This window comes from Enterococcus sp. DIV0660C (assembly GCF_017316125.1).
Taxonomy (GTDB): domain Bacteria; phylum Bacillota; class Bacilli; order Lactobacillales; family Enterococcaceae; genus Enterococcus_B.
Window position 1 is genome coordinate 1 of record NZ_JAFLWA010000058.1, and the last position, 11,602, is coordinate 11,602.

Annotated in this window: 12 protein-coding genes; 2 read left to right on the forward strand and 10 right to left on the reverse strand. The window is 30.8% G+C overall.

Annotation, left to right across the window (positions count from 1 at the left end; all coding sequences use genetic code 11):
* Positions 1 to 492: 492 nt before the first annotated feature.
* The gene (locus DOK81_RS12075) at positions 493 to 1,473 is read right to left on the reverse strand and encodes a choloylglycine hydrolase family protein (protein ID WP_206911182.1); all 981 of its coding nucleotides are present in this window, start codon (positions 1,471 to 1,473) and stop codon (positions 493 to 495) included.
* Positions 1,474 to 1,743: 270 nt separating this feature from the next.
* Positions 1,744 to 2,508 carry a helix-turn-helix transcriptional regulator gene (locus tag DOK81_RS12080; RefSeq protein WP_206911205.1) on the reverse strand — a complete coding sequence of 255 codons (765 nt, stop codon included), beginning with the start codon at positions 2,506 to 2,508 and terminating at the stop codon, positions 1,744 to 1,746.
* A gap of 197 nt (positions 2,509 to 2,705) precedes the next feature.
* On the opposite strand from DOK81_RS12080, the gene DOK81_RS12085 reads away from it, so the two are divergent.
* On the forward strand, positions 2,706 to 3,584 hold the full coding sequence (locus tag DOK81_RS12085; protein WP_206911184.1) for a helix-turn-helix transcriptional regulator: 879 nt from the start codon (positions 2,706 to 2,708) through the stop codon (positions 3,582 to 3,584).
* On the opposite strand, the gene DOK81_RS12090 is transcribed toward DOK81_RS12085, so the two are convergent.
* The 8 genes from DOK81_RS12090 to DOK81_RS12125 all read right to left on the reverse strand — a co-directional run bounded on the left by DOK81_RS12090 (position 3,571) and on the right by DOK81_RS12125 (position 11,154).
* Positions 3,571 to 4,092: a hypothetical protein gene (locus tag DOK81_RS12090; RefSeq protein ID WP_206911186.1), complete on the reverse strand. Its 522-nt coding sequence runs from the start codon at positions 4,090 to 4,092 to the stop codon at positions 3,571 to 3,573. The genes DOK81_RS12085 and DOK81_RS12090 overlap by 14 nt on opposite strands.
* Before the next feature lie 12 nt (positions 4,093 to 4,104).
* Entirely contained in the window at positions 4,105 to 4,839 is a 735-nt protein-coding gene (gene fabG / locus DOK81_RS12095) for a 3-oxoacyl-ACP reductase FabG (protein ID WP_206911189.1), read from the reverse strand.
* Entirely contained in the window at positions 4,836 to 6,068 is a 1,233-nt protein-coding gene (locus DOK81_RS12100) for a 1-acyl-sn-glycerol-3-phosphate acyltransferase (RefSeq protein WP_206911191.1), read from the reverse strand. Before DOK81_RS12100 ends, fabG begins: the two co-directional genes overlap by 4 nt.
* Positions 6,061 to 6,714, reverse strand: a complete 654-nt coding sequence (gene ribB / locus DOK81_RS12105) for a 3,4-dihydroxy-2-butanone-4-phosphate synthase (protein WP_206911193.1) — start codon at positions 6,712 to 6,714, stop codon at positions 6,061 to 6,063. Before ribB ends, DOK81_RS12100 begins: the two co-directional genes overlap by 8 nt.
* A 636-nt stretch (positions 6,715 to 7,350) precedes the next feature.
* On the reverse strand, positions 7,351 to 7,764 hold the full coding sequence (locus DOK81_RS12110) for an SRPBCC family protein (RefSeq protein WP_206911195.1): 414 nt from the start codon (positions 7,762 to 7,764) through the stop codon (positions 7,351 to 7,353).
* A 452-nt stretch (positions 7,765 to 8,216) separates the two neighbouring features.
* The gene (locus DOK81_RS12115) at positions 8,217 to 9,515 is read right to left on the reverse strand and encodes an MFS transporter (protein ID WP_206911197.1); all 1,299 of its coding nucleotides are present in this window, start codon (positions 9,513 to 9,515) and stop codon (positions 8,217 to 8,219) included.
* A 277-nt stretch (positions 9,516 to 9,792) separates the two neighbouring features.
* A complete protein-coding gene (locus tag DOK81_RS12120; RefSeq protein ID WP_242590030.1) occupies positions 9,793 to 10,659 on the reverse strand; it encodes an aldo/keto reductase in 867 nt (288 codons plus the stop codon).
* 75 nt (positions 10,660 to 10,734) lie between these two features.
* Complete coding sequence (locus tag DOK81_RS12125; RefSeq protein ID WP_206911201.1) at positions 10,735 to 11,154, reverse strand: MerR family transcriptional regulator; 420 nt, start codon at positions 11,152 to 11,154, stop codon at positions 10,735 to 10,737.
* A gap of 308 nt (positions 11,155 to 11,462) precedes the next feature.
* Here DOK81_RS12125 and DOK81_RS12130 point away from each other — a divergent pair.
* On the forward strand, positions 11,463 to 11,602 hold a 140-nt coding region (locus DOK81_RS12130; RefSeq protein ID WP_206908426.1), incomplete at its 3' end, for a recombinase family protein.

Genomic DNA, 11,602 nt, shown 5'->3' on the forward strand with positions numbered 1-11,602 from the left:
ATCATGGTACACTGTTATTTTAAATGTTCGTTATTTTTATAAGATATGAAAAGCTATAGAACTTATTGTTGTTGATTAGTAATGCAGGAGTTTATAGTATACATTTTTAAAAAGATAGTACGATTTCTTCTAATCCTAATATTAAAAAATAAAAACCAATCAGATAACTAGCTGTTAAGGCCGAGCTAACTGGATCAAAGAATAACGAAATCCCTATAATTACTCCAGTATATTAATGATGATAGAAAAAATATATCTGGGCTGACTAATCTCTTTGAGAATTGTAATCCATTCATTGAAGCCTACTTATCGTCGATCGAAAAGCGGACTTCAGGAAAAATGAATGTCTTATTGCATTTTTCGCATTTATAAACATTCTCTTTTCTATTTTTAGTGCCTTATCCTCACAATGAAGCTTGCACGTTACTCTTCGTATATGCTTAATGGTAGTCCGTAAAAGTTAAAAATTCTAACAATAATGATAAATATTTTTTAGTTTAACTGAACGGAAGTAAACTCAGTATCAACTGTAAATTCAATCGGCTTTTCAGAAGAAAGTAACGCGTCATCTAATTTAACTGAGTACACCTGTTCAGTAGTATATGGATTAAAGTAATAGGTTAACTCATCTACATCTAAAATCGAACGATATTGTGTATAATCTATTGATCCATCATTTTTAATATTTACACCTTTTGGAATCGTGACACTATTTAAAATATGAAAAATCGCACTCACTGCTTCATCCGTAGTTTTCCCTGCTTGAGTGAACTGTCTATAATAACCAGTTCGTACAAAACGTTCTGGTGACGTTAGTCCCCCAGGCATCCCAAATGTACCAGAACCTTGTCCAAATGGTTTAATAGAATAGGCTCCTATTTTTTTTCCTTTAAAATTTGTTGGACGCATGGAAAGATAGTTATTTAAATTTTTTAAATGCCATTCAAGTTCAGGACTGTTAGTCATTACACCAACGGGATTTTCCTTCAATTCAATTTCTCCGGTATTTGTTTCGACTACTACCGTCATACCTGTTCTATCAGTCACAATATAATGTAAAGGCAGTACTAAAGACAAAAGTGAGTTTTCTTCATTAATTATATTTATTTCAAAAATACGTTTTTTTAACTCCTCAACACTAGAAATTTCACCCAGCAGCCACATAATAAATCCATGAGGCGATATGTTCAACTTTTCCTCTCTTGATTCATTATATTTTGCTTCATCAAGGAAATAGAGTTCTGCCACCGCAAGTCCCTGTTCGTTCACACCATCTGCTAACAAATATCCGTCTAGATTCCGTCCTGTGCCAATAAAACCAAATCGTGTTTTTCTAGTTGTGTTCGACGTAGCATGCCATTCATACTGTCTAGGAATAAAGATAGGAAGTCCATTTAATTCAAAACCAAAATCCATTGTTCGTGCTAAAAAATGATGCCTGTTTCCAGATTGATAGGTTAAACTTGTACACATCATAATACCTTCTTTCAACTATTTTTAGTTCGTTTCTATTTACTCTAGGTCGGAATGTAAGTGATATCAGCTATCCATTTTTCACTTATAAGTTATATACTTATAAATATATAATACCTCGTAAAGGTTATAATGCACATCATTTATGCGTTTTTTGAGTGTACCTAAATATACACTTATCAATCATTGAAGTTTCTAGTTGGTCATTTTTCTAGATAATCGTAAAAAAGAGAGATTACGCATCTAATCTCTCTTTTTTAGAAATATTCTTTATATATTTTTGTATATTTTTTCATTAAATAGTTCTTCAAAAATAGAACTTTTTTGTTCATTATCTCTTACTATATTAAGTTGTTCCGCACGTTCAGCTACTTTCGTTGCTAAAAAATAAATATTTCCTAACATAAAATGAGAATCGTTATTCGATATAAAATCAATTGCTGATTCTAATACAAGAAATGCAGTCTCCAACATACCTAAGTTTAAATACGAATACGCTTCTAAATAGAATAATATATTTAAATTGGGTTCATACGGTATCGACTCAATATTTTTAAAAGCGTTTAAGAAATATTCAAAAGTTTGCTTTTTCTGTTTTTTTAAAGAACTAATTAAACCTAAACAAGCAAAACTCAACCTGGCCAATGTATTATTTTCTTTTTCAGCTAAAGAAAGTTTAAAGTTTCTATAGCTTCCTGTTAAATCTGAGTCTAAGTGAAAGTTGGCACACGCTAAATAATAATAATATGCTTGTAATTCCCATTCGGTTTCTACGGAATTTAATACTTCAGTAGAGTTCAAAAAAGTTTCTAACTTCTGATATTCATGGTTTTTACATAAACGTTCACACTCTTCACTAAATTTTTCAATAGAACTAATCTTATAATAATCGTGTAATATCAACATATCTGTATTTAAGTCTAGTTTGTTACATAATTCTACTAGAATCTTAACGTTAGGCATATATTTACCTGATTCAATAGCAGATATGGTCGCTTGAGAGCAAATATCTTTCGCTAAATCTGACTGTGATATTTTTTTTCTTTTCTGACTCGTCTAATCTCGTTTCCAAAAGATTGTTTTTTCAAAAGATCATCTCCAATTCTACAATTTAATAATTGCCTATTAAGACTACATATACTATATAATTAAGTTCATGAATTTTTTCACAAATCAGTTAAGATAATATATAATACTATTTAAATTAACTTTAAATAGCAAGGATAATAAATATGAGTGATAATTTAGACACTTCAATCAACTATTGGAGTAATATAGGAAAAATAATCAAATCAGAGAGAACGTCACAAGGTATGTCCCAACAAGAATTAGCAAAAGAGATTTGCTCACAAGCAATGATTAGTAGCATAGAGAAGGGCGAATACAGTATAAATGCTATTTTATTGAGTAAAATTTGTTTCAAATTGGGTATTTCTATTGAACAATTTTTCACAAATGATAATCCAGAAACACTAAACATAGCTGATTTTTTCTCAGAAGCCAAAGCTTACTGTGACACGCGTCAATATGAAAAATTATTGGACTTTATAAATGATTCTTCTATTATTCAAACATTAAAAAAGGACCAAGATTTACAGTTATATTATTACTATTATGGATGTGCAATTTATCAAACAACTTCTGAAATTCAACTATCGATGAGATATTTTCATTTAGCTTTAGATTACACAAATATAAGTAGAAAACAAAAAAAGTTTTTAACTCCTATTGAAATTTCTCTTTTAAGTAATTTAGGCGTTGTCTATGCTGACTTAAATCAAAAAGAAGAGAGTACTGCTTATTTTAATATGGCCTATGACGCGATAAAGCATGAACATTTTACAGTTTATGACGAATCTATTAACCTATTTTTTTATCAATACTCTCATTCTTTATTCAAACAAAAAAATATAAATTTAGCTATATCCATTTTAAAAGATGGAATAAACTTTTCAGGAATCAATCAGTCACACTATATGTTATCAAATCTTTTCTATTTATTAGCTAAGTGCTATGAATACATCGACGATGACGAACAATATAAAGTATCATTTGACGCATATAAGCTCATGAATAATTTGTTTCATGATAGTATTTTTAAAGATTTGTAGACAGCAAACTATCAATCATGGAACTTGTAGCATATTTTATTTGGTTAGTTAATATCATTTTACCATCTAGATATCCGGTTTCATAAACATATACGACATTGGGTTGTAATAATGTTTCTACTTCAGTTCTATTTTTATATTGTTCATATGAGTTTAATACTAAATTGTACAACCTCTCTGGGAGCCAATTAAATGGGAAAAATTCAACTTCATGAAGATCATCAAATTCGTTAATAATAATGTTTTCTTGCCTTAAATTATTTTCTTTTTTAAAGATCCAATATGTTGCCTTAACCTTAGGATCTTCAATCGGCAAAACAATATTATGTCCAGATTCAATAAGCTTTATCAGTTCTTTTTCATCTTGTTCATTCGGGAAGATTTTTTCTAATTTAGCCCAGTCAGAAATTTCATCATTGCTTTTCCAAACTGCTCTACACTTACCTTCTGCGCTTATTACCAACGATTTCCCAGATAATCCTTCTACTATTTTAAATTCATTAATCATTGTGATTTCTCCTTAAAAAGCTATCCCACCATCAACATTTATAGTTGTTGAATTTATATAGCTACTATCTTCAGATACAAGAAAATACACCACGTTTGCAATTTCTTCTGGTTCTGCAAACCTATTTAGTAAAATTCTTTCTTTTCTTTTTTCAACTAAATTCTCTGGTATTTCAGTTAATATCTTTGTTTCTACGAAACCAGGAGCTACAGAATTAACACGTACCTTTTTTTTGGAAAATTCTTGTGCTAAGGTATGTGTCAACCCAAAGATACCTGCTTTCGCTGCTGCATAGTTAGCCTGACCTATATTCCCATAGGTCCCTACTTGGGAAGAAATGTTTACTATACTTGGTGTTGTTGATTTAAACAACAACGGGGCCATATTTTTAGAGGTTAAAAAAGTCCCTGTTAAATTTACATCTAACACTCTATCCCATTCTTCCATACTCATCTTTAATGAAATGTTAGACTTTGATATACCTGCATTATTAATTAAAAAATCTAGTTTCCCGAATTGTTTTTTTATGATATTTGCTAATGAAACTACGTCTTTTTCTACATTATTAGAACTTTTTATTATCTGAAAGTTTGATGATATTTTTGCAAATTCTTGTTTACTTTCCCACGCTTTTTCTTCATTTGAAGCATATGTGGCTATAACAAAAACATCTTTTTCCAATAACTTCGAACTAATAGAATAGCCAATGCCATCAGTGCCTCCAGTTACCAATGCAACTTTCTTCATTTAATTTCTGCCTCCATAAATTTGTTAGCGTATACCGGTTTAAATCGCATCAATAAAATTTTAGCTTCTAACTTTCGTCGATAGTCTACAGAGTTAAAAACTTTAGCTCTCTGGATCTGATTTAAAAATTGCTCCGCTTCCGTATAATTTTTTTTCTTCAATAATAACCTTGCAAAACCCAGTTTTATATAAATACTACTTGAATCGCTATTAATAGCTAATTTATAATGATTTTCTGCTTTGATTAGACTTTTTTTTGGAAAAAGAGTAAACATATTCAGATAATAGTTCGCTAATACATAGTGTGCAGGTGCAAATTTTTTATTTTGTTTAAGAGATTTATAGGCATAGTACTTAGTTTGTAACAATCTAAAAATCTTATACATAAAATTTTTAGAGTTGAGTCCTAACCGGCCTACAGATCTAGAAATTTCAAAGTAAATTTCATCAGATTCTACTCCGTTATTTAATAGTTGGTTACACAAATACTTTGCTCTACGGTGATAAACATTTGGAATGTATTCATTATCTACATAATTACGAATGCCTAACTCATTGTAGTAATTAGCATAATAAATTTTTTTATCCTCAACAGATTTATCAACAATCAAATCAAAAGACTCATTACTTAATTGAGATAATTCCTGCATTAATTTATTATGAATTTCTAGTAGCTCAGTTTTTGGAATTTTTTTGACTTTTATGATCTTTCCAACTTTTATACTTGCCTTAGTACGCCTAGGTAGAATTTTTTTAGGAGGTAAAATATCAAATGTACCTTCTAAACCAATCGGAACTATTGGAATACCAGTGGTTGCTGCCAATGCTACTGCTCCCATTTTTCCTGGTTGAAGAAACCCAGTCTTACTTCTAGTCCCTTCGGGATAAAGAACGACGCTTGCTTTTTTATTTAGGAGTATTTTTTTTAACTCCTTTAATCCTTCTTGACCAGCACTTGCTCTACTTACTGATATGGACTTCATTATTTCATGCCATTTTCTAGAAAAGAATTTTTTGAATGCTTCTTCTTTTGTTAGAAAATATAACTCATTTGAATTCCAATACTTTCGGTATAAATACAAAATAAAAAAATGATCTAAATAGCTATTATGATTAGCGACAATTATTACAGGTCCATCGATTTTTATGTTTTCTACACCTTCAATTTTATCTAAAAAAAACCATTCTATTAGTTTAGCTATAACAGTATTAAATAGCGAGTTAAGCATGAGAAAGTTCCAAACTAGCTACATTGTTTTTTTTATAGTTTACTAGGTCTTTAATTGTTATAAACGGAATGTTAAACTTTTCTGCCATATCAAATAAATAATCTGTGCGTGCCATTGATCCATCTGGTTTAATAATCTCACAAATCACACCAGCTGGTTTCATACCACAAAGTTTTGCTAAATCAACAGCAGCTTCAGTATGACCTTCTCGTTCCAATACACCTTCTTCTTTAGCAACTAACGGAAATGTATGTCCCGGTTGTACAAAATCTGTTGATTTCACATCGTTATCAATCATTCTTTTTATAGTGGCTAATCTGTCCCCCACTGAAATCCCTGTGGTAACGCCTGTAATGTCATAACTTCCATCAATAGAATTAGTAAATGCTGTACCATTCATTTCGGTATTGTTTTTAACCATAGGTTGTAATGCTAATGTTTTTGCAAGTTCTTCACTAATAGGAGTGCATACCAAACCTTTTCCTTCTGTAATCATAAAATTTAGACCATCTTCAGTAATTGTTTCTGCTAAACCTAAGATATCTCCTTCGTTTTCTCTATCTTCATTATCAGAAATAATAATTACACCTCCATCAGATAATACTTCTAGAGCAGTTTCAATTGAATCATGATATTTTTTATTCATATTTATATCTCCTTTCTCTTAATGTTGATAGTATATAGCAACGTTATTTACTGATTCTAATAAAGATAATAATATATTTTATAAGTATACTTATAAAAAAAACCTTCCTTAAGATAAAAAGGAAGGTTTAAACATATTTAATTGATAAATTGGTCTTTCGTTTAGGTTTTCTTTCAATTTTTAATATGGGCTTAGATTTAATTAACACTGGTTTTAGTTTAGCTATGAAATAATATTTAATAAATTCAACCTCATTTGTATCCATAGCTATATTTGTTAAATCGATATAATGTATTTTAATTTCTTCTTTACAAAATTTATTAAATGCATTCTGGAGATTTGTATCTAGCACATTCTTTTTTTTCATAGATTTAAGCAAATAAGTTTGAAGATTTTTGTTACCTCCAGAATTTGATAATGTAAAATGCTGATTTATTCTTTGAAATAAATATCTTTCTTCACTTGGATTATTTTTTTTTTCAGTATAAAATCCATCACCTATATAAATAATTTTATCTTCATATTCTACAAAAAAAAATACCGCTAATATGTTTAAAAAAATCAGTCTTATTGGTTAGTAAAACTTTATTGACGTACAGATAGTCCAAAAATTCTAAACTAAGAGACTCTAACAACTTATACTGTTTCAAGAGTTTTCGCTAATATATAAAGTTTAGATCCAAATGCATGTTTTACAATTGGTTTAAGAATACTAATAGGCAAATGACTATCTACATTTTCTGGTAAATAAACTGTTTCTGACAATTCAGTCTTATCACCAAGTGACGTACATTCAAAAATAACATCATAGTTCAATCGATTCCCTTTACTATGATAATAAATTTTATTGTCTTTATGTTCTACCTTGACTAACTCACTATCATTTAAAGACTGGCTAACTCTCTCAATCTTAAAACCTTCCTCTACTTCTGCAACAACAGCAATTTCATCATTCCATTTTAAAATATTTTTTAAATCACCTAAAAAAGTTTCTACTACCTCTTTCTTTTGATTAACAGTAACTACATTAGTGAATAAGGGTTTATTCATTTAAAACTACCTCCTTTATTTGATAAACCAAGGATATGATAAAAAACAAAAAATAAAAAATTAGTATTCTAATAATATTGCTTATTTCTTTGTAGATATTCTCCCTATTATTAAGGTATAGACTACACCCTAGATTCAATAAAACTTCTATAACAAAAGTTGCCTAACTAAGAAATTTATTCAGTATATCCTTTTTCTCAAACATAAATAAAAACTTGCTTTAAGAAAGAGATAACAACGAACAGATAATGTACAGACTTTTTGTATAATTAAAGTGTACCCTAAATATACACTTACCAACCATTTGTCACTTTCCTATTTAAATGGCAAAATATTTCGGTAATAAATGACAAATATAAGAATAATTTATGAAAACTGAGATCTAAAATTTTGATTGCTCATCAAATCTTAGATCTCGGTTTTCATTATGGATGAATTTTAATAGAAAACACTTATTTTCTATTATTGACAAAGAAAGCAACTACTAATATAGAAACAAGCGTGAATCCCGCCATCATCCAGATTTCAGTTTGAAAATTAGTTGTTGTTGCGACAATCACTGATAATCCAATAGGCCCACCAATTTGATGCATCGTATTTGTTACACCACTTGCAATACCTGCCAACTCATCAGGTGCATCATGAACACCTGCAGATGTGACTGGGGCTAAAATTAACCCTTGACCTAGTCCAAGTATGATCATAGGTAAAAAAACAGTCTGCCAATAACCGTTTTCTGTGTTTGAAATGGCAAGTAAAATCAGCCCCATAGATAATATGATTTCTCCGATAAGTAATATCTTATTGTTTCCAAATTTTGAAGTTAACTTCGGTAACTGCATCGCAATTATAAAATTAACAATTGTCAGTGGCAAAAAAGCGAAACCGGATTCTAGCGCTGAAAAACCATATTGACTTTGCATCATCTGGGGCAAGAAGAACCAAAATGGTAACATAGCCATCATAAATAAGAGACGAGTCACATAAGCACCAGAACGAATTTTATTTTGAAAAAGTGCTAAAGGTAGAATGGGAGAAGAAGTCTTTCGTTCCCATAAAATAAACAAGGATATAAAGATAACACCTATAAATGCGAAGCTAAACATTCCTTCAGTAAAACCATAAATAATACCACCCAAACCGATTATGGAAAGTAAACTACCTAAATAGTCGATATTTTCTTTTCGACGTGCAGAAGGCTTCACATACTTCAATGTTAAGATAAATAGCACAAGAGTAAATGGAACATTTATTAAAAATCCTGCACGCCATGAAATCAAGCTAGTCAGTCCACCACCGACTAATAAACCAATACTCGAACCAATTCCAGCGGTTGCTCCGTAATAAGAAATCGCTCGCTGTCTCATATTATTTTGATAGGCATCCATAATCAATGCAAGAGTTGTCGGCGCGATAATAGAACTACCAATTCCCTGTACTGCACGCATAATAATCACCATTTTAGCTGATTGCGATAGACCAATCGCTAAAGAACTAAATCCAAAAATCAGTAATCCTATCAAAAAAATACGTTTCCTTCCTAACAGATCGGAAAGGCGCCCGCTTAATAGCAAAAATCCTCCAAAAGTAAGTGTATATGCACTCGATACCCATGAAAGTGCTGTAGCAGATAACCCTAAACTTTCACCTATCTGCACAGAACTTGTAAAAATGATTGAATTATCCATTAATATCAAAAAATAAGATAATAATGTAATTGGTAAAATGACACCAAATTTTTCTCTATTCAAATTTTCTAACTTCTTTCTATTTCTTTAATTGATTATTTCTAACCAAGTATCAATTTCCTTGATACTTTTTTTAATTTTTGCTTATCATTTTAGGTAAAGTCAATAATAATGAGACTTATGAATATTATCAAAAGTATGAAATTCGTTTTTTAAATACCTCAATCACTCTCTTAACATATTATTTCCCCATAAAAATACTGTAGCATCAACTATCTAATGTTAGGTGCCACAGTAATCACTTTTACTTTACTAAATCGTTAAATCAAAATATTTTTGCTCATTTTTCTGTACCCAACATTCGATTCATAAACCATTCCACTTGTTGGGGTGCATCGTGGTCAAAGAACGCAGATTCTTTCATATCTAAAGCTGCAATTTTCTCAAGATCTGCTTTTGAAAGCTCAAAATCAAAAATATCAATGTTTTCAGCCATTCGTTCAGGACGAACTGATTTTGCTAAAGCAACAATCCCTCGTTGCATCAACCAACGTAGCACAACTTGGCCCACGGTTTTGCCATATTGCTGACCGATTTCTGCTAATACAGGATTGGTAAACAAGTCATGGCGACCTTCGGCAAAAGGAGCCCAGGCTTCCACTTGTACGTCATATTTTTCATGCCATTCTTGATCTTCAACGCGTTGATTCCAAGGATTTACTTCGATTTGATTGATTTGAGGTTTCACTTCATTCAAGCCAACAAACTCAATCATCTTAGCTGATTTGAAATTTGAAATCCCAATGGCACGTAATTTCCCTGCTTTTTGGGCAGCAACCATTGATCGCCATGCACCATAAATATCTCCGTATGGTTGGTGAATGAGATAAAGATCCAGATAATCCAACTCCATTACTTTAAGAGAATGTTCAATTGTTTCTGCAGCTTTTTCTTCTGGTGCTTGAAGAATAAATAATTTAGAAGTAACAAAAAGTTCTTCTCGAGTGACTAAGCCTTCATTGATAGCTTGCTTGATTCCTTCACCTGTTTCTTTTTCATTTCCGTAAATAGAAGCTGTATCGATCAGACGGTAGCCTGCTTTAATTGCTTGATAGACTGCTTCAGCGGTTTCCTCCAATGGAATTTGATAAACACCGAATCCTAATTGAGGCATTTTTACACCATTGTTCAAAGTAATTGTTTGCATCTTGTTTTCCTCCTCTAATTTCTTTACATGTTCTATCCTAAACCTTGGAGTTAAGTTCATAGCAAGAAAAAGATTTTATTTTTTTCGTTCCCACAGTTTTTCAACTTTATCAGGTCCCATTTCACCTGCTTTAAATTTTGCAATGTGGTCATCATACGTTTCTATTTTATAAACAAGTAAGTCTCTTACTTCTTTCATTTCCGCTAATTTCTTGTCTAATTCTTCTAATTGGTCAGACAAAATCTGCTTCTGAGCTTTTTCTACATTTTGCGTTTCACGTAATTGAGCCAGTTGAGCGAATTCAATGAGCGATTCGATCGATAACCCCGCATTTCGTAAATTCTTTGCCAGATAAATCCAATTAAGATCATTTGTAGTATACTCTCGATACCCGCTCTTGTTACGGCGAACTGGTGGTATGACACCGACACGTTCATAATAGCGTAGTGTATCTACACTCAAATCAAACATTTCAGCTGCTTTTTTTATATTCATTAAAATTAACCTCCACATCTTTTTATATAAATATCATAAACCCTAAAGTGAACTCTAAGGCAAGCTATTGTAAAAAAGTTTAAAATCTCGATTTGTTTTTGTTACTATTCAAAACTAAAATAGAATCATATCAGACGTATCTTTTATCTCGAAATAATTGTTCATAAAATCAGGCGTTTCTGGACACTTCATTTTTTTACCTTAAATTTAAATTTTTCTATACTTTTAGTGTACACAAACCCATAACAAAATCTATGTTCATTTATACCGTTGGTATAAAGTTATGTTACAATGAAATTAATGAAGGAGTGATTTTTTTGAAAATAGGATACGCCCGAGTATCTACTGGTTTACAAAATTTGGATTTACAAGAAGACAGCCTAAATAAATTTGGTTGTGAAAAAATTTTTACTGATCATATGAGTGGGGCAAAAAGTAATCGACCAGG

What these genes read in the sequence shown, in the direction of transcription:
- DOK81_RS12085 (WP_206911184.1), top strand. Translation starts at nt 2,706, where the DNA reads ATGAGTGATAATTTAGACACTTCAATCAACTATTGGAGTAATATAGGA.
- DOK81_RS12075 (WP_206911182.1), bottom strand. Translation starts at nt 1,473, where the DNA reads ATGTGTACAAGTTTAACCTATCAATCTGGAAACAGGCATCATTTTTTA.
- ribB (WP_206911193.1), bottom strand. Translation starts at nt 6,714, where the DNA reads ATGAATAAAAAATATCATGATTCAATTGAAACTGCTCTAGAAGTATTA.
- DOK81_RS12090 (WP_206911186.1), bottom strand. Translation starts at nt 4,092, where the DNA reads ATGATTAATGAATTTAAAATAGTAGAAGGATTATCTGGGAAATCGTTG.
- DOK81_RS12110 (WP_206911195.1), bottom strand. Translation starts at nt 7,764, where the DNA reads ATGAATAAACCCTTATTCACTAATGTAGTTACTGTTAATCAAAAGAAA.
- DOK81_RS12125 (WP_206911201.1), bottom strand. Translation starts at nt 11,154, where the DNA reads ATGAATATAAAAAAAGCAGCTGAAATGTTTGATTTGAGTGTAGATACA.
- DOK81_RS12120 (WP_242590030.1), bottom strand. Translation starts at nt 10,659, where the DNA reads ATGCAAACAATTACTTTGAACAATGGTGTAAAAATGCCTCAATTAGGA.
- fabG (WP_206911189.1), bottom strand. Translation starts at nt 4,839, where the DNA reads ATGAAGAAAGTTGCATTGGTAACTGGAGGCACTGATGGCATTGGCTAT.
- DOK81_RS12100 (WP_206911191.1), bottom strand. Translation starts at nt 6,068, where the DNA reads ATGCTTAACTCGCTATTTAATACTGTTATAGCTAAACTAATAGAATGG.